Here is a 26,766-nt window from a genome sequence, read left to right on the forward strand (position 1 = left end):
CTCTCTGTGTTTACGGGATGGGGGCAGGGTTTCCAAGCCCCGCAGGGGTGGCTGCTTTCAGCCCGCTGCTGTAGCGGCGGGGTGGTTAACCTTAGCCCGATGGTTTACCGTCGGGCGCAAAAACGGGCGCATACGATGCGCCCCTACTGGGCTTACACGGTCAACACACCTAACAGCGTTTTCTCCTCTCTCAAAGTACGCTATGATCGGCTCATGGCGCTCACCTTTCTTGTCCTTGAACCCTACCACAGCGGCTCTCATGCGGCGTGGCTGGCGGGCTGGCAGCAGCACAGCGCCCATCATCTTCAGGCGCTCACTATGCCCGGCAACTATTGGGCGTGGCGGATGCAAGGGGGGGCAGTGACTCTGGCGCGGCTCTATGGGGAATCGCCGTTTGTTTCTGCTCCGCCCGCCCTGATCATCGCCTCGGATATGCTTAACCTGACCACCTTTTTGGCGCTCACCCGCCGTTGGACGGCAGCCATTCCCACCGCGCTGTACTTCCACGAAAACCAATTGACCTACCCGCCCGGTCCCCGCCAAAAGCGCGATCTGAAACTTGGCTTCATCAATTACGCCAGCGCCCTTGCTGCTGATGCCGTCTTTTTCAACAGCGCCTTTCACCGTGACGAGTTTCTGAACGAATTACCGCGCCTGTTGAAACACTATGCCGATTTCACCGAACTTCAAACCGTCGATCAGATCGCCGCAAAATCCCAGGTGCTGCCCGTTGGGATCGATCTCCGCCGCCTTGATGCGTATGGCTCGGTAGATGCTAAACTGCCCCCCACCCGCCCCGCCATTCTGTGGAATCACCGTTGGGAGTTCGATAAAAATCCGGCGGCGTTCTACCATGCCCTGTGCCGCCTGCGGGAGTGGGACATCCCCTTTGACCTGATCTTGCTTGGCGAGGACACCAGCCACAGCGAGACTCTCTTTCAAACGATCCAGCGTGAGTTTGCCGATTGCCTCTTGCACGCGGGCTATGCCCAAAACGACGCCGACTATGCCCACTGGCTGTGGCAGGCGCACATTGCCGTTAGCTGTGCCTGGCAAGATTTTTTCGGCATCAGCGCTGCCGAGGCGATCTATTGCGGCTGTTTGCCGCTTTTGCCGCGCCGCCTGAACTACCCCGATCTGCTCCCCGCCAGCCAACATGAACGCTGCCTTTACAGCGAGGGCGATCTAGCGCGGGCGCTCCGCCACGAGATCGCCGCACTCCCCGTGCAGCCGCCTGATGCGGCGCTTCGTCAGCGCGTCGCCGCCTACGATTGGAGCGTCTTGGCAAGGGTCTATGACGCAGCATTTGAAAAAATCGGGTTATAATTCGCCCCGCAAAGCGCAACCCGACCACCTTAAAAGCAAAGGCGTGTAGTTTTCACGATGTTGTTTGATCCCCATCCCAATGCTGATTTCGAGGCTGATTTCACGGGTGACATTGACACCGAGGCGGTGACGATCACCCCACCCTCTACCTTTGCCGATCTCACGCTTGGACAGGTGGTAGGGCGGCTTTTTCGCCAGCCCTTGCAGACCTTTGATGCGCTGCGCACAACACTTGCCCCCCTTGCTGAAGATCGCGCCATTGTCCTGTTGGGCGATGAACGCACGCTTGCGCCCACCCTCGATTTTCGCCAGATCAGCCATCAGGTACGGGCGGAAGTCCGCCGCGTTGCCTTTCCGTTGATTTTGTTGGCGCTCAGCGTCGTGGGCTTCTTTTTCTCGCTCAGTATTGTTTACAAACCGGGCAGCCCCTTTCCGTTGGAGAGCGTCCCCACCGAATGGCAAGTGCGCCTGGGAGCGTTGGGGATGCTCATGTTTGCCATGATTGCCTTGCGGACTCTTCGCCCCGCCCCGTTGGGAAGGCTTGCCCCGCCCATCCCCATGCGCCAGAGGATCACCACCCAAGAAGAATTTATCTACCGCTATGGGATTCGGGCGGGTGTGGCGGGAATCACCCTTGCCTTTGGCTATGGGGCGTGGACGCTGACGAAAGACAATGCCCTGACAACGGGCGGGTTCATCTGTTGGGTGGGGGTTGCCTTCGGCGCATTGTTCGTCCTCTATGACCGCCGTCAAGCCCCGTTCATCAGCGCCGGACGCTGGCTGCGCCGACGGGGGGAGGCGCTCCGGCAGCCGCTTATGCTGCGCCTTAGCTGGCATCTTGCCGCCCTTGTGGGGATTATCGCCCTCGGCATCATCTTTCGCTTCAATGCCTTAGGGCAGTACCCCCCCGACATGACCAGTGATCATGTGGAAAAACTGCTCGATGCGCTCAAAATTGAGCAGGGCTTGTCGCCCATTTTCTTGCCGAACAACGGCGGGCGCGAGAGCTTCCAAATGTACTACCTTGCCGCGCTGCACCGCCTGACGGGGATTCCCTACAGCTTTGAACTGCTCAAGATCGGCACGGGGCTTGAGGGGCTGCTGATGATCCTGCTCGCCTATGGCGCAGCGCGGGGCGTCGTTGGCGAGATGGACAAACGCCTCGGCGAGATCGTTGGGCTGATTATGGCGGCGATGGTCGCCATGAGCTATTGGCATACGATGCTCTCGCGGCTTGGCTTGCGCATCGTCCTGACGACGGTTGCAGTCACCTTGCTGATTTTGTTCCTCAGCCGCGCCATACGCCATAACCGCCGTTCGGCGTGGCTGGCGGCGGGGGGCATCATTGGCATTGGAATGTATTGGTATCAGGCGCTGCGAATCACCCCTCTCCTCGCTGTTTTTGCCCTGATCCTTGCTTTCTTGTGGCGGGTGCGTTCGTGGCGCGTAGCCCGTGAATACACCTTCAATTTCGCCTGCCTTGTCCTCGTTGCCCTTGCCCTGTTCATCCCCTCCGCCCGCTATTGGAACGATTACCCTGAATTCTTTTGGATGCGCACGGAACGCAGTTTGTTGGGCGATAGCATGATCCAAGTGAAGGACGAGTTTGGGCGCATCACGGGCTACCGCCAAGCCGATTTGAAAGACCGCCTAGAGGCGTTCGCCGCAAACTTCCCCGAATTTGCCGATACTTTTCGGCGGGCGCTGCTGATGTACAACGTTGCCGGAGATCGTGCGTGGATCACGGGCGACCCCAACATGACCCCCGCCCTCGACGCCCTAACCGGAACATTTTTCCTCTTTGGCTTTGGCGTGGCGGTGGTTTTTGCGGTGGGGCGGCGCGATCCGGTGGGCATCTTTTTGGCGGGGGGGGTGTTCATCATGCTGCTGCCTACAGCGTTGGCAATCGCCTTCGCCCGCGAAGTGCCAAGCGCCACCCGCGCCAGCGGATCGCTCCCCTTTGTCTATATGCTTGCCGCGTGGGGGATGGGCGTTCTACTGATCGCCTTTGCCGATAAATGGCAGCGGGCGTCGGCACAGCGCCTAATCTATGGGGCGGCGGTGGTCGCTTTGCTGCTCAGCGGGGTAAGTAACGCCCACGCCTATTTCCAAAGCGCCATGCCCGAATACCGCCTATCGACCTACCCCTACCGGCAGGCGGGCTTGATCGTTAAAAACTTTGTGGAAAACTTCGCCCCGGCAGGCAACGCCTACATGATCGGGTGGGATAGCTGGTGGGATTACCGTGCGGTAGGCATTGAAGCGGGTATGCCCGAATGGGTGAACGGCGTTCTTTGGGATGATTTTCCCGCTCGGCTGTTTCAAAAAATGGCACAAAACGCCACCTCGCCATACGAGCTTGATCCGCAAAAGCCGTTGATGTTCCTCTATCACCCGCAGGCACTACGGATTGGAATCGCGCTCCAAACAACCTTCCCGGGCGGCAGCGCTGTTGAGGTAGAGACCTTTCACAAAGGGCGTAACTTTATGGTCTTTACCGCCCCGCCGCCCGGCTGCCAGTGGGCGGCGGAACAATTGGGCTTCGCACCGCGAACGTGCCAAAATGAGAATTAGACGCACCCCACGACTAAGGTAGATCGCCGCTGAAGGTGTATATCTAACGCCTTCGCCCGCGCTGAAGGGCATATGACAGATAGGACTATGGTCAACACAACTCACGGAACTGACACCTGATGCTTTCGTACCAATCGAACACCGACTCCTTGCCAACGGAATCGTCCAATGCCCGCAGCGCCGCCCTCCGCCGCAACGGAATCACGGTGGTTGTCCTGCTCATTGTCTATGCCTTCGCCATTTATTTCCGCTTTGTCGGGCAGAATTGGGATGATTTCACCCACCTTCACCCCGACGAACGCTTTCTGACGCAAGTTGCTGAGGCGATGAACGGTCCGCTGCGTATGACGGACACCTCCGCCAGCGTGCAGATGCAAGAATGCCTTGCCCAATACCCAGAGACGAACGGCATCGGCGGCTTTTTCGACTCCAAATGCACGAATTGGTATCCCAAAAACGTGGGGCATGGGCTGTATGTCTACGGCGAACTGCCTCTGTTTGTCGTGCGCATTGCGGCGGAGATCACCCAAATAGTCCATGCCGATCAGGCGTTGGCTACCGCCGATCCCAACGACGACATCATCGCCGCCAATTGGACGGGCTACAACGGGATTCACCTTGTGGGGCGGACGGTCTCAGCAGTCACCGATTTATTGGCGATGGGCGTCATTTTCCTGATCGGCTGCCGGCTGTTCGGGCGGTGGGTCGGCTTGCTGACGATCACCCTCTATGCTGGGGCGGTGCTGCCCATTCAGCTTGCCCATTTCTGGACGACGGACGCCTTTACAACGCTCCCTGTCGTCCTGACGATGTATTTTGCCATCCGCATCCGTGAACGAGGGCGCTACAGCGATTTTATCTGGGCGGGCGTCTTTATGGGCTGCGCCCTTGCCAGCCGCATCAACACCCTGCCCTTTGCGGCGATCATCGTCCTAGCCGCCGCCATCTATGCCCTCCCCGGTTGGGATCGGCGCTTGGTCTGGAGGGAGCGCAACCGCCTGTTCAGCCGCGCCGTGTTGGGCGTGCTGGTTGCCGGGCTGTTCACGGTGTTCACTTTCCGCTTCACAAATCCGCACGCCTTTACCGGCGGGTCGGGTATTTTGGGCGTGTTCAACCTCATCAACTTCGATCCCGAATCGCCTAAGGCGCTCCTAGAGCAGTCCACCGGCATGGGCGGCTTTGGCGCACGCCTGCTGCGCATTTTCCTCTATGATCCCTTCGTGGACGACATCTTTCAATCGCAGTTTCTCGTCAGTGGGCAAGCCGATTCCCCGCCCAACCATCAGTGGGCAAGCCGCACCCCGTACCTGTTTGCCGCCCAAAACATCACCGTGTGGGGGTTGGGTCTGCCACTCGGTCTGATGGGCTGGATCGGCTTTGGATGGGCATGTTGGCGGGTGCTGCGGGCGCGGCGGGATTGGTCGCTGCTGATCCTTCCGGCGGCGTGGGTGCTGCTTTATTTCGGCTATATGGGGCGCCTGTGGGTTATGACGATGCGCTACTACATGCCGCTCTACCCCTTTTTGATCATGCTGGCGGCGTGGGCGATGGTTGAACTTGTCAAGGAACGGGCGGCACTCACGGCACTGCGGGAAGGGGTTCAGCGCCTTCTCCGTCCGCGCCTTGCCCGTCGTCTAGGGGTCGCCCTGTTGGTGGGTATCGTCGCTTTCACCTACCTGTGGGCGGGGATGTTCACGAACATCTACCGCCACCAACTGACTCGCGTCCAAGCCAGCAATTGGTTTTTTCAGGAAGTTCCTAGCGCCGTCTCGCTGCCGATCACCTATGACTCTGGTGAGGCGCGGCAGTTGTTCGTCCCCATCTATGGCTCACGCCCCGACCTGAATTACACCCCTTACGAGGCGGGCAAACGTCGCACACTGAGCATCGTCACCGCCGGAAACGAGAGGCTGGATCGCGTCCTTGTGCAAGGCATTACCGATCCTGAAAAGAGCGGACGCGCCAAGACATTCTGGGTGGGGATCGCCCGCGATCAGGACGGCTTGAACGTTGTCAGCACCGGACGCATCACCGCCGATTTCGGCAAGGATGGGACATTTGGCAGCCCCTATACCGTCCTGCTGGACCCGCCGCTCACGCTGACCGTTGGTGAACCGTTCTACCTTGTCACATGGGCAGATGAACCCCTCGCCGTGACGCGGGCGGCGGGCGTGGCGGGCGAGTTCATCCTTGCCAGCGCCGATGTGCCGAGTATTGCTGTCCTCAACCTGCCCCCCGCCATTGACCTTGAGGCTGGTCAGGCGTCCGCCTTTGTCGGGCAAGAGGGCGTCAGCGGGATCGTGGACGTTCCGGCGGCAGGCAACATCGATCAGGTCACCCTCGCCCATGTCCTGAATCCGCTCGATGGTGGGGCAGTCAGCCTGAAAGTCTCCCTACTAGATGGGACCAGTGCTGCTGAATTGGCGACGGGCATTCTTACAGTGGCAGCGCCCAGCAGCACGGACGCACCCTTTGGCGCGGCGCAAACCATCCAATTGGATCGCACCGTCAGCGTCCGTGAGGGGCAAACCCTGCGTGTTGCGGTGCAAACCACCGATAGCGGCATTGCCCGCCTGACGGGGACGGTGATCGCCGTTGAAGGTCCCTGGGATGATCCCGTCCCCACAAAAACGTGCGCCTTGCCCCCCCTCATGGATTGGTCGGAAGCAACGCCGGGGATGATCCCCCTTGATCGATGCAGTGGGCGCGATCCGTATGGGACGCTCTATCGCGGCATTGAGCTTTACCTCTCCCTAGAGGACGACGCGGGCAAGCGCGACATTATGCTGAATGTCCTCAACGATGCCGACTATCTGACGATCAGCAGCAACCGCTTCTACGACTCGCTGTCGCGGATTCCGATCCGCTTCCCGATGAGCCTCGCCTATTACAAGGCGCTCTTTAGCGGGGAACTGGGCTTTGATCTGGTGAAGGTCTTTAACACCTCGTATGGCATTGCCGGAATCGATATTTCCGATCAGCACTTGCCCTTTTACAACAGTCCGGCGTGGCTGAACGAATACGAGGCAGAGGAGGCGTTCCACGTCTACGATCACCCCGCCGTCCTCGTCTTTCGCAAAAACACCGAACGCTATTCGGCGGAAAAGGCGGCAGCAATTTTAGGGGCGGTCTCGCTGGCGGATAACAACCAGTTTAGCGGGGCAATTGAGGACACAAACATCCTGAATATCGTTCGGTGGGGGGCGCTCCCCGCCACGAAAGCCCCCTCCGGCTTGCGGATGGACGATACGTTGAGGGCGATCCAAAGCGAGGGCGGCACGTGGGCGGCGCTCTTTCCGAAAGACTCCTTCGTGAATAGTTCCCAACTGATCACGGTGATCGTTTGGTATCTATTGATTCTGATCATCGGGTGGGCGGCGTTCCCGCTGCTCTATGCGCTTCTTCCGGGTCTGCCGGATCGCGGCTACCCAATGGCAAAGACCGCCGGACTCTTGATCATTGCGTGGGTGGCGTGGGCGGGTGGGGCGCTGCGCTTCCTCACCTGGTCGGCGTGGGGATTGCTTTTTATCACCCTCGCCCTGATTGGCATCGGGGCGTGGGCTGTCTACCGCCATTGGGGGACGTTCCTCCCCTATGTGCGGCGCAACTTCCGCCATTTCTTGATCGTTGAGGGGATTTTCCTCGCCCTGTTCATCGGGTTCTTGCTGGTGCGCTTCAGCACCCCCGACCTGTGGGCGCAGTCGCTTGGCGGGGAAAAACCGATGAACTTCGCCTACTTCAACGCCGTCCTCAAAAGCACCGTTTTCCCCCCCTACGATCCCTGGTTCGCTGGCGGCTACCTGAATTACTACTACTTTGGCTATGTGTTCATTGGCGTCCCCACGAAATTGTTGGGGATTCTGCCGAACATCGCCTTCAACCTCGCCGTGATCACCTTCTTTGCCCTGACGGGGATCGGGGCGTTCTCCATCGCCTTTAATCTGGCGGCGGCGCGTTGGTTCAGAAAGCACGAACCGGATTCCGATGCGCCCCACGCACCCACCCAAGAACGGCGGCGCTTTGCGCTGCGTTTGCCAGCGGCAAGCCCCTACCTTGCCGGGTCGCTGGCGCTGCTGCTGTGCGTTGTGTTGGGAAATCTCGGCACGCCGACGGTCATTGCCTCTGGGATTGCGCGGGCGGGGGGCTGCGGCTTGCTGCCAACGGATATGTTTTCCTCGCTGGTGGATGCCTACAAACGCGAAAACAATGGCGCTGACCCCGATGGTGATGCGCTCGTTGGGCTTGTCGAACGCTCACAAAACCCAAGTCTCTCGGATCGGCTCACCTTTTGGGTGGAATCGACACGCGGTTCAATTGAGTGCATGGCGCGGGGAGTGAGCCTGACGATCAGTTCGGGCTACATCCCTACGGTGGGACCAGATCGGTGGTTTTGGGGTCCGCGTTCCATCGTTGGGGAGTACACCATCTACGGGAACGAGATCAACGAATTTCCCTACTTCACCTTCATCTTTGGCGACCTCCATGCCCATATGATGGCACTCCCTATCACGCTGTTGGTCATTGGCTGGCTGCTTGCCGAAATCCTGATCGCTGGCACACGCCGTGCCACGTGGGTGGTCATTGGGGCAACAATCCTCGGCGGCTTAAGCATTGGTATCTTGCAAGCGACGAACACGTGGGATTGGATCACCTACCTAATTGTGGGAATGGTCGGCACGCTCTACGCTATTTTCCTGCGCCGCCACGCGCTGAATCTGCGCCATGTGGTGGGTTGGGGGGCGCAGTTGGGCGGGCTGTACCTTGCCCAAAGCATCGCCATGCTGCCCTTCACCGCCTTTTTCGCTACAGCATACTCATCAGTGAAGTCCTTCGAGGGGCTTAAAACGCCCCTCTGGGCATATTTCACGATGCACGGCGTGTTTCTGTTCATCGTGATCTCGCTGTTCGTGTGGCAGACCGCCCGCCTGCTGCGCCACCTCTACCTGCGCGATCTGGTGGGGAAAGCCGCCCTTGTGCGCGGCGGTTTGCTGATCATCGGGCTTAGCCTGATCGCCGCTGCTGCAATCGCCATCCTCCCAATCAAGGTGTTCCTGTTTTCCTTGCCCATCCCGCTTGGCGTTCTGCTCATCCCGCTGATCATCTGGTGTGCGGTGCTGCTGCTGCTGCCCGACCAGCCCCGCGAGATGGCGTTCGTCTACGGCATGTTCGGCTTGGCGCTGGCGCTCTCCTTCGCCGTTGAGGTCGTCGTGCTGGATGGCGATATTGCGCGGCAGAACACCTTTTTCAAATTCTATATGCAGGTCTGGATCATGTTCAGCATCGGCGGTGGGGCGGCGTTGGCATGGCTAATCAGTGCCTCACGCCGTTGGGAAGGGGGTGTGCGTCTGGGGTGGCTGCTCTTTGCCGGGCTGCTGCTTGGCACGGCGGCACTCTTTCCGATCACGGCGACACAAGGAAAAATCGCCATGCGTATGGCGACGGATGCCCCCAACACGCTGGATGGCAACGCCTTTATGGAGTACGCCACCTACTATGAAGGATCAGAGGGGGTATTCCTCGGCAACGATCTGAAGATGATTGAATGGCTGCGCGATAACGTCACCGGAACACCGGTCATTCTAGAAGCGCACCAATACCCCTCTGAATACAAGTTGAACGGGCGGATCGCCATCAACACGGGACTCCCGTCGCTGTTGGGCTGGCGCTTTCACCAGCAGCAGCAGCGGACGCTTGACCCGCTCCCCACGTTGGTGCAGCAGCGCGGCGCAAACGTGATTGCCCTCTACAACACGCCCGATGCCGAGGTTGCTTGGCGGATGCTCCAAACTTTCAACGTCCGCTATATCATCGTTGGGCGCTTGGAGCAGGTTGTTTACCTTTCGCAAGGGCTGGCAAAATTTGATCGGATGGTGACGCTTGGCTGGCTGCGCCTTGTCTACGATCAAAACGGCGACAAAATTTACGAGGTGAATCCCGACGCGCCTGCCGCCCCGCACACCGTCGGGGCGGTGATCACCCCCTAAGGGCGCCCGAGCTTCCCTGTGTTGCATCAGGGCAACCCTTCTGGATAGTGCGGTGTTACCATTAGTAACGAAGCCTGGCTAGAAAAGTCTGGAAAAAAATCATCATGACCGTTGTTGAATCGCGCAATCTCCGAAAAGTCTTGATCGCCAATCGTGGTGAGATCGCTGTGCGCATCATCCGCGCCTGCCGCGAACTGGGCATCCGCACCGTCGCCGTCTACAGCGATGCGGATCGCCGCGCCCTTCACGTCCGCTATGCTGACGAAGCCTATTACATCGGAGCGCCCCCCCCCCGCGACAGCTACCTCAACATGGGCAAGCTGATCGATGTGGCGCGGCAGTCGAACGCTGACGCCATCCATCCGGGATATGGCTTTCTTTCCGAGCGGGAGGTCTTTGCCGAAACCTGTGAGGAAGCGGGGATCATCTTCGTCGGACCGCCCCCGAACGCCATCCGCACGATGGGCGACAAACAAACCGCCCGCATGACGGTCAAAGCGGCGGGTGTCCCCATTGTCCCTGGGACAGAACCGGGCTTGCATGATGAGGACATTCTCCGCGCCGCCGAGGGCATCGGCTACCCCGTCTTGGTGAAGGCATCGGCGGGTGGCGGCGGCAAGGGGATGCGCATCGTCCACAACGCCGAAGACCTCCCCGATGCGCTGGCATCCGCCCGCCGCGAGGCGCAAAATGCCTTTGGCGATGGCACCGTCTACCTTGAAAAATACATCGAAAACGGGCGACACATCGAAATTCAAATCCTTGCCGATATGCACGGGAACTGCATCTCGCTTGGTGAGCGCGAGTGCAGCATCCAGCGCCGCCATCAAAAACTGGTCGAAGAATCGCCAAGCCCTCTCGTCACCGAGGAGATGCGTCAGGCGATGGGTGCGGTTGCCGTTGCCGCCGCCCGCTCGGTCAATTACGTGAACGCCGGCACGATTGAATTCATCGTGGATAAAGATCGCAATTTCTACTTTATGGAGATGAACACCCGCCTTCAGGTGGAACATCCGGTGACGGAACTCGTCACCGGCGTTGATCTCGTCAAAGAGCAGCTGCGCATTGCACGCGGGCGCAAGATGGAGCCAACCCAAGAAACCCTCCAGTTTCACGGTCATGCTATCGAGTGCCGCATCAACGCCGAAGACCCCTACAACAACTTCCTCCCCTCCATTGGGATGATTAGCTTGCACCTTGCCCCCACTGGGCCGGGCGTCCGCCTAGACAGCGGGATTTATGCGGGCTATGAGGTCACCCCCTACTACGATTCGATGCTGAGCAAGCTCATTGTCTGGGGGGCAAACCGCCCACAGGCAATCCGCCGTCTCAGCCGCGCCCTCAGCGAATACCGCATCATGGGCTTGAAAACAAACCTCCCCTTCCATCACAAGCTAGTTGATAGCCACCACTTCATCAGCGGGAAGTTTGATACGGGCTTTATTGAACATCACTACACGGCAGAGGTGGATGAGGCGAAACTCGAACATGAATCCGCGGCGATTATCGCCACCCTCGTTGCTCACGCAGACCGTCAACAGGCGGCGCAGATTGTCGCCTCCCCCGCCCGCGATACGTCCAACTGGAAATGGGTTGGGCGCTACGAGCGGATGCACCGCTAAAGGAATATCTCTAAGTACAAACACAGTGAAAAGGCGGGATAACGCATAATCCCGCCGCTAAAGCAGCGGGCTGAAAACAGCCACCCCTTCGGGGCTTAAAAGGCATCGCTGCACCGATTGTTCTACCTTCTTTACCCCAAAGGGCTTTTGTGACGGTACTTAGTAGATCGTCAGAAAGATTTCTAAAAGAACCTCTATTCCCCCCTTTACCGATATCCCGGTGAAGCACCATCCTCGCAAGCGCCTAAACCGCTCTGCTAACCGCTTGGCAGGTACCCTTTGACCCCATTTCCCTACGCCCTTTTTGCCCTAGCCTACCCCATTTTTGCCCCCTCTGATTTGTGGGTAATACATAGCGCTATGTGGGAGAGGGGGCTAGGGGATGAGGGTTTGCCCTAAACGTTACCTATAATTTACGGATAGACACTAAGCATGTTCGTTATCGGGAACTTTTTACTAGAGGCGAGCGTCTCCTGAGAAGAGACTACTTTTCGGGAGATATGGCATGTCAACACGGCTCATTCGGATTACAGCATTTTTGTGCGCCCTCACCCTTCTTGCGGGGACAGTCACCGTCGGCGCGACGGGTATTCAAGGGCGCGATAAGGGAAACCCTCGCCAAGCCCCAGAGCGGGTTTCGGTCTACCTTAAATCCCACCGCGTCTCCATCAAGATTGAAAATCAATTGGCGACGACCAGCATTGAACAAGTCTTTTACAATCCGTCGGATCGCATGGCAGAGGGCGAATACCTTTTCCCACTTCCCGAAGGGGCAGCAGTTGCCGATTTAACCTTGTTCATTGATGGGCAGCCCATCAAGGGAGAAATCCTTGACGCGAAACAGGCACAGGCAATCTACACCGAAATTGTCCGGCGGCTACAAGACCCTGTACTGCTCCAATATGTAGGGCGCAATGCGGTGAAGGCGAATATCTTCCCTATTCCCCCGCGCAGCGAGCGCAAAATTAGCCTCACCTATACTCATATCGCCCCCGCCGAAAGTGGTTTGATCCACTACACCTATCCGCTGCGGACGGATTACATCAGCAAAAACGCCGCCGCCGAGGTGAGCGTGGCGATGGAAGTGACCTCCAACACACCCATCGGGACGATCTACTCCCCGAATGCGCAGGTTGCCATCAACCGCACCGGAGAAACGAGCTTCCGCGCTGGCTTTGAAACCTCGAATTACCGCGCCACCGAAGATTTCACCGTGTATTATGGGGCGGCAAACGACGAAATCGCTGCCAACCTGCTCACCTACCGTGAGAGTGCCGATCTAGACGGGTTCTTCTTGCTCATGCTGACCCCGCCGACAAAAAACAACATCACCCGTGTGATCCCGAAAGACGTGATCATCGTCCTCGATCAATCCGGTTCGATGGTTGGTCCAAAGTGGGATCAGGCACGACAAGCCGCAGAATACATCCTGAACAACCTGAACGAGGGTGATCGGCTGAATGTTGTCATCTTCAGTTCCGGCTACCGTATTTTTGCTAACGCGCCGCAGCCAAGTGGTGAAGCGGGGAATGCCATCCGTTGGGTGAAATCCCAAGATGCACTTGGCGGCACAGATATTAACACGGCGCTCACCGTTGCCCTTGATGCGGCGGATAAGAGCCGCCAAACGGTTATCTTGTTCTTCACTGATGGTCTGCCCACCGAGGGGATTACGGATCGAAAGGCGATCCTCGAAAACGTTCGGGCGCGGGCGAACGCCAACACCCGAATTTTCGCCTTCGGGGTCGGTGACGATGTGGATACCTTCCTCTTAGATTCGCTTTCGACCACCTACGGCGGAACGAGCGTTTACGTCCGCCCGACGGAGAATATCAAGGAAAAAGCACAGGCACTCTACGATAAGATCGTTTCGCCCGTTCTGACAAACATCAAACTGACCATTGCCGGCGCGATCTTGGAGGACACCATCCCCGCTGCGCCGCTGCCCGATTTGTTTGCCGGATCGCAGTTGGTGATTGCCGGACGCTATCGCGGACAGGGCGGCACAACAATCACGCTCACGGGCGACCTTAATGGCGAGACAAAGACCTACACGTATGAAGGGTTGAATTTCTCGGCAAATGCTGGCGGGCAGCCCTTTGTGGCGCGGCTTTGGGCGCAGCGCAAGATCGGCGCTCTGCTAAATCAAATCCGCCTGAATGGAGAGACCCGCGAACTCGTTGATTCCGTCGTGGCGCTCAGTGTTCGCTATGGGATCATCACCCCCTACACGTCCTTCTTGATCACCGAAGATGATATTCGCCGCCGCACAGAAGGTGGTGTCCCGCCGCCCGCTCCGGGGGATAGGGATTTCAGCCTTGCTACACCCTTGGCGTTGCCAATACAGGGATTTGCAACGATACCACCTCCTTCAGGCGCGGGGGCAGTAGAACGCTCCAAGTCTGAAGATGAACTACGCGGGGGAAATTCCATCATGGCAATGCCAACGGCGACTGCCGCAGCCTTTGGCTACAGCGGACAGGAAGAACCAAAGGATCAAGATAAGGGCAGCGCTTCTGCGGGCGAGATCATCAAGCCTGTCGCCGGAAAGACGTTTGTCCTCCGCGTGGGTATCTGGGTGGATAGCGAATTCCTCGTCATGAAGGATGTGACACCGGTGAAGGTGAAAGCGTTTAGCGATGAGTATTTCGCCCTGCTGACAAAGGACCCACACATGGGCGAATACCTTGCCATTGGTGAGCATGTTGTCATTGTCATTGGGGGAACGGTCTACGAGATCGTCCCGAACTGAGTACCTATCTGTAAATTATGGGTAGATATTAGGGCAATCCCTCACCCCCTCTCCCGCTGCGCGGGAGAGGGGGGATGATTCCCTGTGAGGGGCAGCGCCCCTCACACCCCCTTTGTTGATAGCACTCACACGCCAAACCCAAATTTACTGGTAGGCTCTAAGTACGACCACAGTGAAAAGGCGGGATTGCTCATGATCCCCCCGCTGTCCCTTACCGCGCCACCGCCCGCCCATACAGCCATGCCAACAGCGCCATAGCAAACACCTTGACTGCCGCAATGGCAATCACCCCCTGGGGGGGCGAAAACGGGATATATATTCCGATAAGGAGAATTATCAGTAAGGCAGCCCCACCCGCTATGATAACCGCCATGGCAATGCCCCCCGTCCGCCCTTGCGCGGTCAGAAGGGCAATTGTCGGAGCGCTCACACACACCGGAATCACCATACAACCTAAAATGGCGAGGATCGGCGCAGCGATGGTATAGGACTCGCCCAACAGCCAGCCTATGAAGGGTGTACTGAGCCAGCCGCTTACTGCGGCAAGGGCAATGCCCACCATCAACAGCGCCCCCTGCTGACGCCGCCAGAGTCGCCGCGCCGCCAGCGGAGAGGTTTGGTAGGCGCGAATATAGCGCGGGAGCATGACTGTCCCCCATGCTGTGGGAACGATCAACAACAGACTAACCACGCGCAAAGAGGCGGCATAAAAAGCCACTGCGTCATACTCTGGGCGGGCATAGAGCGCCGCGACAAGATAAAGATCTAACCCCTGAAAGAGCGCTCCCGCTAACCCCACAAGGACGAACGGTAACCCCATCTGCCAGCGCCAATGAAGATCGATCCCGCCCGTTTGGGGAGTCGGATGAGGGCGCCCCCCAAGAGCAGCAATCATCCCAATCCCATTCCCAACAGCCAACGCGCCCATCAGCCACAGCGCATCACGCCCAAAGATCGCCCCCATAATTGTCAGAAGGGCAATGCCAAGCCCTGTGAACAATTCAATCGACGCCGCCCGCCGCGCCTTATCAAGCCCTGTCAGCGCGGCGCAGATGGCGCGGATAACCCCACGCGGAAACAAACTGATCACTCCAACCAGCAGTAAATCGGGGCGCCCGAGGGGGGGAATCAACGCGGCAAGGAGAATCACGAGGGCGGTGGCAAGGGTGGCAATGAACCGCCAGCGAATAGCAGCCCACAAAAGGACGCCCTGTGCTTGGGGGTTGGCAGCGGTGCGGGCGGTGAGTATCGGATCACGCCCCATGTCCGCGAGAATCCCGATCAGCCCTATCGTCGTCGTGGCAAGGGAATATGCCCCAAACGCGGAAGGGGCAAGCAGCCGTACCGCCACCAAGCCAGCGATCATTCCTGCCGCTTGTGCCAGTCCGCGTCCGAAGATCAAGGCGAGAATGGTCATGGGACGAATTCTAACAGGTTTCCTCTGCCAAACACGCCTCACACGCGCTAGAATCGTTCTATGCAAAAAAAAGACCTACTCAACGAACTACGGGCTGCCCGCACCGCTTTTCTCATCGGGCTTGAGGGACTTTCTGATGATGCCCTGCTGCGCCCCGGCGCCTGCGGCTTATGGTCGGTGAAGGATGTCCTTACCCATCTCACCTCATGGGAATCGGAATTGGTCACAGCGTTGGCAAAACTTGACCCCAAGAACGCCCCCAATATCGTCCGCATTGAGGATATAGACGAGTGGAATCAAGACCAATACGCCGCAAACGCCGCGATCCCGCTGGCGCTGGCGCGGGAGGATTTCGAGGGTGTCCACAAGCACCTGATCAAGATGATCGAGGGGCTGGACGAAGTAACCCTGACCGACCCCCGCCGCTTTCGCTGGATGGAGGGCGAACCGCTGACCTATTTGATCCTTGATACAGCGGTTTGGCACGAGAAAGAACACCTTGATGACATTCGCGCTTGGCGCGAGGAAGCCGGGCTATGACCACCTACTTCTTTGACCGCACCCCCCACAGCGGCGTACTCGAACTTACCGATCAACACCGCCTCGACTTGCTTCACCGCATGTCCACAAACGATGTGAATGTCCTCCAGTCAGGCGAAGGCTGTTCTACTGTCCTTACAACGGCACTTGCCCGCATCATTGATCGGGTGACCGTCTACCATCGCGGGGAGACGGTGCTGCTTCTCACCGCCCTGCCCGATGCGGTACGCGCATGGCTGCAAAAGCATATCTTCTGGGCAGACAAGGTGAAGGTTCGGGATGTGAGTGCCTCATGGGCGCATGTTGAACTCTATGGCGCGCAGGCGGCGGCGCTTATTGGGGAGATTGTCCCCGGCGCGGAAACGCTCCCCCTCCACCACAACCGTGAGAGCGGCGGTCTGCTGGCTGCCCCAACCTACCTCCTCGCTGGCGCGGGCTATAGGCTTCTCATCCCGCAAGAAACTGCCGACGATCTTCGTACTCGCCTTGTGAATGATTCCCGTATCACGCTAGGCAACAGCGAAACCTATGAACGGCTGCGCATCGCAGCGGGAATGCCCGCCGCCGGGCATGAACTCACCGAGGACTACATCCCCCTAGAGGCGGGGTTATGGGAGTCCGTCAGCTTTCGGAAGGGCTGTTACATCGGGCAGGAGATCATCGCCCGTATGGAGAGCCGGAACAAGCTGGCGAAAACGTTGGTGGCGCTCCAATTGACAGAATACGCCCCTTTGAAAGCCACCATTGCCCATGACGGCATGGCGGTGGGAACACTCACCAGCCTTGCCCAGATGGAAGACGGGACGTATCGTGGGTTGGGCTTTGTAAAACCGGAATGGAGCGCCAGCGGAACACGGCTTACCCTTGAGAACGTGCCAGTAGAGGTTGTCCCCGCACCCTTGATCGCCCCCCGTGAAACGGTCTAGATGAACTGTCTTTGATTTCCCTCACTCTCGCCCCCTCCCCCTTGTCGCTGTGCGATAGGGAGAAGGGGCGCTTCGCTCACTCCGCCTGCCGATAGACGCGGACATAATCAATGAGCATCGTCTGCGGAAAAATGGTTGTTTTGTCCGGCTTGCCGGGCCAATTTCCCCCCACCGCCACATTCAGCAGCAAGAAAAATTCGTGATCGAACACCCAGGCATTCCCGCGTAGGTCGTCGGGGGTCACCGTGCGCACCAAGACGCCATCAATGTACCAACGGAGGCTGTCGGGCTGCCAGTCAACGGCATAGACATGAAAATCATCGGCAAAATCGGTCTCAAGGCGATAGCTGTTCGTCACCCCATTTGCCCCTGAATAGCCGGGACCATGAACCGTCTGGTGAATAACCTTCGGCTCTGAGCCAATGTTTTCCATAATGTCAATCTCGCCACACTTGGGCCATGGCGTTTTCGTAATATCTGCGCCAAGCATCCAAAAGGCGGGCCAAATCCCCTGCCCACGCGGAATCTTAATTCGGGCTTCGATCCGTCCATACAAGACAGTGACCTTCTTTTGGGTGATCAGCCGTGCTGAGGTGTACTTACAGGGAACGATGGGGCAGCGGTAATTATTGGGGTTTTCTTCCCGCGCTACAATCGCCAGCGACCCTTCCCCATCCAACGCCGCGTTTTCAATGTCGTCTGTGTAGTATTGGAGTTCGTTGTTGCCCCACCCCGATCCACCAATGTCAAACGCCCAGAACTCTTTATTGGGGGGCGTTCCGGCTTCGCCCTCAAATTCATCCGACCAAACGAGTTCCCATGTCCCTGTGTCGTTCATCCCAGTACCGTCCACTCCAGCACACGTCGCCGCCCGATCCACCTCAGCAGAGGTTGTCATCTCGATGGTTAACCCATACCCAAAGGGAAACAACGGAGTATTGCACCCCTCAGTTGTCAGCGCGGAGAAATCAAAGGGTATCTGATCAATATTCCGCAGCCAGGTGAAGGGCAATTTTCCAGTGAAGGGGGCATTTCCAAAGAGGGCATCGGTCACGCCGTCACCCTCTGTCCCCGGCAGCCATGCGGCGATAAACACATCCGCCGCCAGAAGTTGATCGGTAATCACCAGTGGGCGCCCCGACAAAAGGATCACGATCAACGTCTTGCTGTGCGTGCGCATCTGCTCGACCATCGCCAGTTGATCAGCGGGCAAGGCAAGGGTGGCGCTGTCCCCAAACCATTCGGCATAGGGCGGCTCGCTCAGAACGGCGATCCCCACCTCTGCCATTCCCTCAAACGAACCAGCGGCATTGTAAGTCACCTGTGTTTCAGGCGAAACAGCCGCTCGAATCCCCTCTAGAATCGTTGTACCCGGGGTGATCGCCCCCGCCTTCCCCTGCCATTCGATTGTCCATCCCCCACTTTGCAGACCAATATCATCCGCCCCCACCCCACCGACAAAGATCGTAGGGGTCGTTTTCGCCAGCGGGAGCGCCCCCGCCGTATTCTTCAGCAAAACGAGTGATTCACTGACCGCCCGCCGCGCTACCGCCCGATGTTCCGCCGACCCAACAGCGAGGCGTAAATCAGGGTTGCTGAAAGGACGCTCAAAGAGTCCTAAGCTGATTTTTGCCCGCAAAATGCGCCGTACTGCGTCATCGATGCGCGTCAGGGGTACAGCGCCCGTTTCAACGGCTTTCGTCAGGCTGCGGATGAAGCGCGGGTAGTTTTGGGGAACCATGTTCATATCGACACCCGCGTTGATCGCCGCGATCACGGATTCATCGTAGGAAGGCGAAACGCGATCAATCCCCTCCCAATCAGAGACAACGAACCCCTGAAAGCCGAGTTCCTCTTTCAAAACCGTTGTCAGCAGGTAGCGCTGTGCGTGCATTTTCAGCCCGCCCCAACTGGAAAACGACGCCATGATACTCATCGCGCCGCCTTCAATCGCTGCTAGATAAGGGGGCAAATGGATCGCCCGCAGTCTACTTTCGTCAATGTTTGTCGCCCCGCGATCTAGGTTCATCGCGCCGAACTCGGATGTTCCCCATGCCGTGCCGCCATCGCCCACATAATGTTTCGGCGTTGCCAAGACGCTCAGTGGGGCGGCAAGCGATTCTCCTTGCATCCCTTCCAGCGCTGCCCGTCCCAATTCGGTGACAAGCGCCGTATTTTCGCTGTAGCTCTCGTAAGTACGCCCCCACCGAATATCTTGTGTCACGGCGACGACGGGTGCGTAGTTCCAATAAATGCCAGTGGCGATCATCTCCTGTGCGGTGAGATGGGCAATTGTTTTCACCAAATCTGGGTTGCGGGCTGCCCCTAAGCCAATGTTATGGGGGAAAATCGTCGCCCCATAGAGGTTGCCATGCCCATGCACCGCATCTACGCCATATAGGACGGGAATACCGAGGCGCGTTTCCAATGCGCTTAGTTGGTAGCTATCGACCATCTCCGCCCATGCCTCTACTGTATTCGGGCGGGGCGATCCGCCGCCACCGCTCAAGACACCGCCAATGAGCCGAGCGTTGACCTCCGTTGGGCTGACGCTCCCTTTTTCAACGAGGGTCATCTGCCCAATTTTTTCCTCAAGGGTCATCCGCCCTAGCAAATCTTCAACGCGCACCTCAACGGGTAGGCTGGCATCGCGGTAGGGGGCATCTTGCCCCCGCGCCGGAAGCGGCGCGATCACAAGTCCCATGATCAGGACGATCAAAAGAATCCTCACAATAGACTTAGGCATACATCCTCCGGCAATTTTCTGGCAAATGCCAACAAGCCAACTTCTGGGAGCGCTCTCAATATCTGCTGATGATTATGCCGTGAGGGAAGGCGGTAAACAAATTTTAAGAGAGTGGCGGTAGGGAGTAGTCCATCAGGGGGTAGCGTTTCCAAGCCCCGAAGGGATGGTTATTCTTAGCCCGCTGCTTTAGCGGCGGGCGCTCACGGGCGGCGATGGGCGCAAACATTGCGCCCCTAGGGGAATACGGATGTATTTCCCCTCTCGCTGAGGTGTTCTCTTAGGGCAAGAAGTCATCCGTGTATGCAGCTGCTACATCGGGCATCGTTTGGATCAAGCCCATGCCTAGCAGCGTCTCTGCGGTGCGCGTCCAGGTTGCCGCATCGTTTGCGCCGAGCCGCTCTGCCTTCCACAAATCAATCGACTTCGCCAACACATTGCGCTGAACGGCGTCATCTGCGCCGAGCGTTTCCACGTACTTACGGCTGATCTCATAGGCAAGCGCTGGGTCTTCGATCACCTTTGCCAAGCCGCGATTGAAGGCAGCAACGGCACGCCGCACAAATGCCGGATCATCCTTGAGAAGGGTTTCCCCAACGACCAACCCATTCGAGACAAGGTTGGCGTATTCTGCGACGGGGATGACTGTCACTGCTCCGCATGTCTTTTCCACCTGCGCTGGTTCGTTGCTGATGTACACCACTGAGGCATCCACTCCCCCAGAGCAAATGACGGGGACGGGTTCAAAGCCAATCGCTTTGATTGTTACCTCGCTTTCGCTGACTCCCGCCGTTTTCAAAAGCGCTTGCAACCCAACATAACTTGCCCCGAACAAGCCCGGGACGCCCAGTGTCTTTCCTTTTAGGTCGGCAAGCTCTTTGATCGCGTTTTTTTCTAGCATGACCAAGCCAACGGGGAATTTTTGGTACCAGCGGTAGACGTACTTCACGGGCGCTCCGGCTGCCCGTGCAAGGATCACCTGTTCCCCGCTGATCATGCCAAAGGTCAGTTTTCCGGCTGCAATGCGGGTTAGCCCGTCTGTCTCGTCAAAGCCATGTTCAATCGTCAGATCGATCCCAACCTCCCGAAAATAGCCGAGGTCATAGGCGACGTAGACGGGTGCGAACTGTATGTTCGGGATATAGCCTAAAAAAAGGGTTGCCGGGGAGAGTTCAAGCGCCGCTGCTGTCCCCTCAGCGGTGGGTTCGGGGGTTGCCATTGCTGCTGGCGTCGGGCTGACGGTGGGCGCTGTTGTTGGTTCACTGGTCGGCTCAGCGGTTGCCTCAGCAGGGGTTGCCTCACTATGGGCTTCTGTTGGGGCGGCGGTGGCTTCGCCGTGTGGTTCAGCCGTTGCGCTGCCATGTGGCTCGGCGGTGGCTTCGCCGTGTGGTTCAGCCGTGCCTTCGCTGCCCCCATGGGCGTTGTTCGATTTTTTCCCCTCACCCGTGATCAACTGCGGCGTTCCCACGGCGCAAGAGGAAAGCCCTAAGGCAAGGATGAGCAGGATCAGCGCGATGAGACGGGCTGTGTGCGAATGACGAATCATAGAATTGATTGACTCCTCTAGATGCAGTTACTCAAGTTCGTTGGCGCGTCGCCACTGGACGGTGTGGCGTTCCACCCACGCCACCGTTTGGTAAAGGGTGATGGCGAGGGCAGTCAGGGTGAAGACCGCCACAAAAACACCCGCCGAATTATACACAAAGCGGGAGGCATAAATCAGGTAGCCAAGACCGGCTTGGGCAGCGAATGCCTCCCCCACCACCGCCCCCACCACCGCCAACGTTGTGCTAATCTTCAGCCCGCCTAAGATAGTGGGAAAGGCGGCGGGAAGTTCCAACAGGCGGAACATTTGCCAGCGCGTTGCCGTCAGACTATGCAAAATCGCCCGTTGGTCAGAGTCGATTCCCCGCAAGCCAACAATTGTACTGATCAACATGGGGAAAAAGACGATCAAGCCGCAGATGGTGGCGTTCGTCGGGATGCCGGGTCCAAAAAAGCGGATCAGGATGGGGGCGATGGCGATCATCGGCACTGCCTGAAAGCCCACCGCGTAAGGACCCAACAGACTCTCTAACAAGCGGCTGTTGGCAATCCCGTATCCCCCTAAGAGCGCCAGCAAGACTCCCCCCGTGAAACCGAGGGCAATTTCCAACAACGTCACCAGCAGATGGGTGAACAGCGTCCCATTGCCCACCAGCCGAAGGAATTCCTCGGCAACACTGCGTGGTGAGGCAAGGGTAAAAGCGAGGGTCGGATCGGCGGCGCTGATCTGCCAAGCGAGAAGGGCTGCGCCCGCAGCAAGGTAGGGCAAGGATCGTCTTAAGCGTTCCCTCGTAGGGGGTTTGCGATTTGATTGAGATTCTCGGCTGACTAGCACTGGAACATCCATCCCTAGCCCTCGTGTTCACCCTTGCGCTGTAGGTGCGCCAATAGGATTATGGGATGGTGGCATAGCAACACGAAACAGCCGCCCTAAACAGCGTTTGTTAGGGGGACTCCAAAGGGCAACCCACAGGGTTGCTCGCTTTGCCTGATGTGGTTGTCGTGTCGCTTAGCGCCCTTCTCCCATCCAGACTATCACTGTCGGCTTCGGTGTCGCACCGAATCCACCGCCCCGCCGCGTGTGTGGGGGTACGGGTCGCGGGCTTGAGGCAAGGCGGGGAGGTGGTTGAAGTCCCGTCGCGCCTTTTACCGCCGGTGGGGAGTTGCACCCCGCCCTGAAGGTTCACGCTTCGCGTAATCATCTATTTCTAATTGTAGCCAGATCGCTACCCATTTCACAAGAGGGTTACTGTGTATAATTGCCCTGTGAATCCTATCGATTTTGGAGAATTCCCTCATGGCAACCAGTTACCCCAACCCGCCCGTTATGGCGATTGATCCCCAAAAACACTATACGGCGATTTTCCACACAGCGCGGGGCGATATTCGCATCACGCTTTTTGCCGCCGAAGCGCCAATCACTGTGAACAATTTTGTCTTTCTCGCCCGCGAAGGGTTTTACAATGGGACAACCTTTCACCGCGTGATCAAGAACTTTATGGTACAAGGCGGCGATCCCACAGGAACAGGGCGCGGCGGTCCGGGCTACAAATGGAACGATGAAGAATCCGCTCTGAAATTGCGCCACGACGGGGCAGGCGTCCTGAGCATGGCAAACGCCGGACGGAATACGAACGGCAGCCAGTTCTTCATCACCCACACAGCAACCCCTCACCTTGATGGAAAACATGCCGTCTTTGGGCGCGTTGCCGACCAAGACAGCCTCGCTATCCTGATGAAAATCCGTGAGCGCGATCCCAACGAGGCGCAGCCCGGCGATGCCCTAAACAGCGTGGAGATCGTTGAGAATTAGCTCTCTGGCGAGGATATATCTAAAACGAATAACAACGGGCGTATCCAAAAGGATACGCCCGTTGTTCATTTGGCTAGAGACTTGGCAATTAGTTGACGCCCGGTGCGGGCAAATCCATGCTCCCTGCCGAGATCGTCGGACTCAAAGGCATATCCTCGCTGGTCTCAGTGTTGTTCAGCGCAAGCTGCTCAAAGGTAAGCTCCCCCTCATGAACATCAATGCGCACCGTGCTGCCCAACTTGAACGTCCCCGACAAGATTCCATCGGAGAGGCGGTCTTCGACAAGGTTCGTGATCACCCTGCGCAGCGGGCGCGCCCCATATTCGGGATCGTAGCCCTTTTCACCGAGGTGGACTTTCGCCTCTGTGGTCACATCCAAACTGAGCGCGTGTTCGGCAATCCGTTCGTAGACCTTTTTCAGTTCAAGGTCAACGATCTGCATGATTTCTTCTTTGCTCAGCGAACGGAAGACAATCGTCGCGCTGACGCGGTTTAGGAATTCGGGACGGAAGGCACGGCGCAGCTGCTCCATCACCTTCTTCCGCATATCCTCATAATCCCGCGCTTGTTCAGCCCCTTCGTCTTTGGGAACGGCGAAGCCAAGTGTCTGCCCACGTTTGATGATGTCTGCCCCAACATTGCTCGTCATGACGATGATCGCGTTGCGGAAATCAACCTTCCGCCCGCGTGCATCGGAGAGCCGCCCTTCCTCCATAATCTGGAGGAGCATGTTGAAGGCTTCGGGATGCGCCTTTTCAATTTCGTCAAAGACGACAATCGAATAGGGGCGGCGGCGGAGCGCCTCGGTAAGCTGTCCGGCGTCCTCGTAGCCCACATAGCCGGGCGGCGCCCCAACCAAGCGGGCAACCGTGTGCCGCTCCATAAACTCGCTCATATCAAGCTGAACGAGGGCTTCTTCGCTGCCGAACATGAATTCCGCCAGCGCCTTCGTCAGTTCGCTTTTTCCTACGCCAGTGGGTCCAAGGAAGATGAACGACCCAATCGGACGGCGGGGGTCTTTCAACCCGGCACGCGCACGGCGGACTGCCTTCGCAATCGCCTCAATCGCCTCGTGCTGTCCCACAATCCGGCTGTGGAGGTAATCTTCCATGTGAAGCAAGCGCTCTGATTCATCGCCGCTGATACTAGTGACAGGAATACCCGTCCACATGCTGACGACTTCGGCTACATCTTCTTCCGTCAGGCGGGGTTTGCCCGTATCGGGATTCCAGTTCTTCTTGATCATCTCCAGTTGGGCGACGATCTCGGCTTGACGGGCGCGAAGTTCCTCGCGCTGATCCTCGTTCATATCGTCAAAGCCGTCCTCCATCTGCTCTGTCAGACGGACGAGTTCTGCCTCGGCGCGGCGAACGCGAATTGCCTCGGCGCTCTTGTACATCCGCACGCGGCTGCTGCCCTCATCGATCAGGTCGATTGCCTTATCGGGCAGAAACCGATCTGGGACATAGCGTGCGGAGAGCCGCGCCGCCGCCTCAATCGCTTCCTCGGTGATTTCGAGGTTATGGTGCGCCTCGTAAGGCTCACGAATTCCGCGCAGGATTTGAATGGTTTCTTCGATACTTGGTTCGTCCACAAAAATCGGCTGGAACCGCCGTGCTAAGGCGGCATCGCTCTCGATGTGCTTGCGATATTCGTCGAAGGTCGTCGCCCCGATGCATTGCAATTCACCGCGTGCCAGGGCGGGTTTCAAGATGTTCGCCGCATCGACGCTGCTGCCCGCCGACCCCGCACCCACCAACATGTGAACTTCATCAATGAACAGGATGCTGTCGGACGATTTCAGCTCTTCAATGACGCGCTTCAGGCGTTCTTCAAACTGCCCCCGATACATCGTCCCCGCAACGAGGCTGCCCACATCCAATTGCAACACGCGCTTATCCAACAGTGTCGCCGGCGTTTCGCGGGCAACAATGCGCTGCGCCAGCCCTTCGACAATCGCCGTCTTACCCACGCCCGGTTCACCAATGAGCGCTGGGTTGTTTTTCGTGCGGCGGCTCAGAATCTGGATGACGCGCTCAATTTCCACCTCACGCCCAATCACCGGATCGAGTTTGCCTTCTTCGGCAAGGGCGGTGAGGTCATTCGCCAACTGATCGACGAGCGGCGTCTTAACATTGCGTGATTTTGAGGAGGGAACATTCCCCGATGTTGTCGCTTGGGGCGTGGGCAGGCTTGGGCGGCTTGGCTGTGCCGGATTTTCTTGCAAAGCGCGGCGCGTTTGGCGGCGCACATCGTCCGGTTTCACACTCAGGCGCTTCAAGACCTCAATGGCAATGCCATCTTCTTGGCGAACCAACCCCAAGAGCAAATGCTCTGTCCCAATATAGTGATGCCCCATCCGGCGGGCTTCATCAACCGCTAATTCTAAAACACGCTTTGTTCCGGCGTGCAGTTCCAACCGTGAATTGGTGAGGCGTTGTCCGCCCCGGCTTAGGCGTTCCACCAAGTCTTTGGCACGGTTCGGATCGACGCCCAAATCGCGCAGGACACGCCCCGCCACGCCGCCATCTTCGCGCAGCAGACCGAGCAATAGGTGTTCCGTCCCAATATAGCTGTGTTGTAGTTGTTCGGCTTCCTCTTGCGCCAGGCTCAAAACCCGACGGGCGCGCTGAGTAAACCGATCCATTTTGTCCGGCACGTTGCGTTCCTCCAACTATGCGCCTGTAAGCCTGATTATATACGAGCGCTCCTATGGTGACGAGTCCGCGCCATTGGAAAAGCGCAAGAAAATCACGCTGAACAGATCGCTTCGGTCAAAGCGACAAACGGACATTAAAGACGCCATTCAAACTCCCACACAAGCGCTGCTCATTGCGAATCGGGTAGACCTCCCACCCATGCAAGCCGGGTCCCCTGAACAAATCTGTTGGAAGGGTGATCGTCGTCCCGCTGACGACCTGATTGAAAATAAACCTTAAACCCGGGTTAGAGACCCACACATGATACGCTTCTGCCCCCTCCACCGCCGTCCAGGTGATCGTTGCCTCTTGCCCGGTATAGACGATCACACTGATCGGGTCTGCTTTCAAAAACGAGGCGCAGATACTTTCGTAGGTTGCGTTTGGGCGCGGTGTCTGTGGCGCTTCGCCCGCTTTGCGGGGGATTGCCGAGGCAACGGGTGTCAGTGTGGGCGGCGGACGGGTGGCGTTCGTCATCGGGCGGGCGGCGCGGGTGACGGTGGGCGGGACGAACGGCGTCCATGTGGGGGGCAGGGTTGCCGCGCCCGGGCGAAGGGTGTTCGGCGGACGTTCCGTCGGAGTCAGGGTCGGTCCGAGGGTGGGCGGGGCGCCGGGCGTCCATGAAGGCGGCAGCGTGGGACGGACACTATCCGTCTCGGTAGGCACTAGGGAAGGCGTATAGGTTGGCGTGGGGGCGCCTCCCCCACAACCGGCAAGAAACAGCGCCATCCCCAAAAATGCCCCAAAGCCCCGAATCATGCGCATAAAACCGCCCTTCCCTTCATCGTTTATTTCCTCACATCGCCATTGTATCACGGATTGAGG

At 58.1% G+C, this 26,766-nt stretch carries 14 protein-coding genes, 1 pseudogene and 1 riboswitch; of the genes and pseudogenes, 8 read left to right on the top strand and 7 right to left on the bottom strand.

Going from position 1 to position 26,766, the window contains the following annotated elements:
• The first annotated feature begins 213 nt into the window (after positions 1 to 213).
• From HS103_05670 to HS103_05690, 5 genes are all read left to right on the top strand, one after another.
• A complete protein-coding gene (locus HS103_05670; protein MBE7512290.1) occupies positions 214 to 1,326 on the top strand; it encodes a DUF3524 domain-containing protein in 1,113 nt (370 codons plus the stop codon).
• Positions 1,327 to 1,383: 57 nt separating this feature from the next.
• On the top strand, positions 1,384 to 3,900 hold the full coding sequence (locus HS103_05675) for a hypothetical protein (protein MBE7512291.1): 2,517 nt from the start codon (positions 1,384 to 1,386) through the stop codon (positions 3,898 to 3,900).
• A 119-nt stretch (positions 3,901 to 4,019) separates the two neighbouring features.
• Positions 4,020 to 9,884, top strand: a complete 5,865-nt coding sequence (locus HS103_05680; GenBank protein MBE7512292.1) for a glycosyltransferase family 39 protein — start codon at positions 4,020 to 4,022, stop codon at positions 9,882 to 9,884.
• Between the two features lie 104 nt (positions 9,885 to 9,988).
• Positions 9,989 to 11,506, top strand: coding sequence for an acetyl-CoA carboxylase biotin carboxylase subunit (accC, locus tag HS103_05685; GenBank protein ID MBE7512293.1), 1,518 nt, complete (start codon positions 9,989 to 9,991; stop codon positions 11,504 to 11,506).
• A gap of 505 nt (positions 11,507 to 12,011) precedes the next feature.
• Complete coding sequence (locus HS103_05690; GenBank protein ID MBE7512294.1) at positions 12,012 to 14,258, top strand: VWA domain-containing protein; 2,247 nt, start codon at positions 12,012 to 12,014, stop codon at positions 14,256 to 14,258.
• A gap of 211 nt (positions 14,259 to 14,469) precedes the next feature.
• Here HS103_05690 and HS103_05695 read toward each other — a convergent pair whose 3' ends face one another.
• Positions 14,470 to 15,675, bottom strand: coding sequence for an oligosaccharide flippase family protein (locus tag HS103_05695; GenBank protein MBE7512295.1), 1,206 nt, complete (start codon positions 15,673 to 15,675; stop codon positions 14,470 to 14,472).
• Between the two features lie 60 nt (positions 15,676 to 15,735).
• Here HS103_05695 and HS103_05700 point away from each other — a divergent pair, with 60 nt between their 5' ends.
• Both HS103_05700 and HS103_05705 read left to right on the top strand, forming a co-directional pair.
• A complete protein-coding gene (locus HS103_05700; protein MBE7512296.1) occupies positions 15,736 to 16,215 on the top strand; it encodes a ClbS/DfsB family four-helix bundle protein in 480 nt (159 codons plus the stop codon).
• Entirely contained in the window at positions 16,212 to 17,141 is a 930-nt protein-coding gene (locus HS103_05705; GenBank protein ID MBE7512297.1) for a glycine cleavage system protein T, read from the top strand. Before HS103_05700 ends, HS103_05705 begins: the two co-directional genes overlap by 4 nt.
• Positions 17,142 to 17,217: 76 nt before the next feature.
• Here the strand turns inward: HS103_05705 and HS103_05710 are convergent, their stop codons facing one another.
• From HS103_05710 to HS103_05725, 4 genes and pseudogenes are all read right to left on the bottom strand, one after another.
• On the bottom strand, positions 17,218 to 18,039 hold the full coding sequence (locus tag HS103_05710) for a glycoside hydrolase family 16 protein (GenBank protein ID MBE7512298.1): 822 nt from the start codon (positions 18,037 to 18,039) through the stop codon (positions 17,218 to 17,220).
• A gap of 9 nt (positions 18,040 to 18,048) precedes the next feature.
• Positions 18,049 to 19,887 (bottom strand): annotated as a pseudogene (locus HS103_05715) (glycoside hydrolase family 3 C-terminal domain-containing protein).
• A gap of 277 nt (positions 19,888 to 20,164) precedes the next feature.
• Positions 20,165 to 21,430, bottom strand: coding sequence for an ABC transporter substrate-binding protein (locus HS103_05720; protein ID MBE7512299.1), 1,266 nt, complete (start codon positions 21,428 to 21,430; stop codon positions 20,165 to 20,167).
• Between the two features lie 27 nt (positions 21,431 to 21,457).
• Positions 21,458 to 22,198 carry an ABC transporter permease gene (locus HS103_05725; protein MBE7512300.1) on the bottom strand — a complete coding sequence of 247 codons (741 nt, stop codon included), beginning with the start codon at positions 22,196 to 22,198 and terminating at the stop codon, positions 21,458 to 21,460.
• 242 nt (positions 22,199 to 22,440) lie between these two features.
• Positions 22,441 to 22,616, bottom strand: a riboswitch (FMN riboswitch).
• A 110-nt stretch (positions 22,617 to 22,726) separates the two neighbouring features.
• Between HS103_05725 and HS103_05730 the strand changes: the two genes are divergently transcribed.
• Complete coding sequence (locus HS103_05730; GenBank protein MBE7512301.1) at positions 22,727 to 23,242, top strand: peptidylprolyl isomerase; 516 nt, start codon at positions 22,727 to 22,729, stop codon at positions 23,240 to 23,242.
• Positions 23,243 to 23,330: 88 nt separating this feature from the next.
• Here the strand turns inward: HS103_05730 and HS103_05735 are convergent, their stop codons facing one another.
• Entirely contained in the window at positions 23,331 to 25,889 is a 2,559-nt protein-coding gene (locus HS103_05735; protein MBE7512302.1) for an ATP-dependent Clp protease ATP-binding subunit, read from the bottom strand.
• Positions 25,890 to 26,016: 127 nt separating this feature from the next.
• Positions 26,017 to 26,706, bottom strand: a complete 690-nt coding sequence (locus HS103_05740; GenBank protein ID MBE7512303.1) for a hypothetical protein — start codon at positions 26,704 to 26,706, stop codon at positions 26,017 to 26,019.
• Positions 26,707 to 26,766 lie beyond the last annotated feature (60 nt).

This window comes from Anaerolineales bacterium (genome assembly GCA_015075625.1).
In the GTDB taxonomy this organism is placed as follows: domain Bacteria; phylum Chloroflexota; class Anaerolineae; order Aggregatilineales; family UBA2796; genus UBA2796.